Below are 753 nucleotides of genomic sequence, written 5' to 3'. Positions count from 1 at the left end.
ATTTCTAAAACCCTTTCTATCTCTCCACTATTAGTGCGGGGGGGGGGGGCATTCTAGCTCTTTATTAACTCTTCTTTGTTACTTTAGATACTTTAGAGAGTATTTCTCTATCATCACAAAGCTCTTTAAAACTAAAGCAATCTATTATTTCTTTTTTATCATTGCAAAACAATGTAATTATTATAGCTATCTATTATCTTCTAAAACCATCACAAAGCAATACAAATATTATAGTAATCTAATATCCTCTATTGAATACAATTATTGTGATAATCTATTATATTCTATCTTCATTGTAAGAGTTCGTAGAACTCAAAATAATCTTAGATTTATCCTTAAAGGTATTTCTTGTTATTGTAGGTGTAGAGAAGCAATCTATAAAAGAGTAACCAATAATTTTAAGTATTTTTCTATACTGCCACAGATTTTTAAAATCCTTGTAATGATAGAATGGAATGTCATAACAAGGAGTAAAACAACAAAGCAATCTAAAAAACAATCAAGAAGCTTAAGCAAATTTATTAAACTTTCACAACTTACTAATATAACTCTTATAATAACATCCTTATATCTCTATAAACCACCATACAATCTTTTAATATTTATCTCTTTAATAAAAACAAATAACTCTACTCTTAAATCTAAACTTTCTAATAAACTCTTTAACACATTAATCAATACTAAACATTCTCTTTCTTTTAAATTAAAAACTCTTTTATACATTCTATTTCTTATAAAAGACTCTATTAGAGG

1 protein-coding gene is annotated in these 753 nt (G+C 25.8%); it reads right to left on the bottom strand.

Annotation, left to right across the window (positions count from 1 at the left end; genetic code table 11):
• Nucleotides 1-573: 573 nt before the first annotated feature.
• Nucleotides 574-753, bottom strand: a 180-nt coding sequence (locus tag B6S12_RS11305; RefSeq protein ID WP_220083655.1) for a hypothetical protein, incomplete at its 5' end; no start/stop codon positions are given.

It is taken from the genome of Helicobacter valdiviensis (assembly GCF_003245365.1).
Lineage (GTDB): Bacteria > Campylobacterota > Campylobacteria > Campylobacterales > Helicobacteraceae > Helicobacter_D > Helicobacter_D valdiviensis.
Note: the sequence above shows the minus strand (reverse complement) of the source record. Positions and strands in the feature narration are given on the sequence as shown.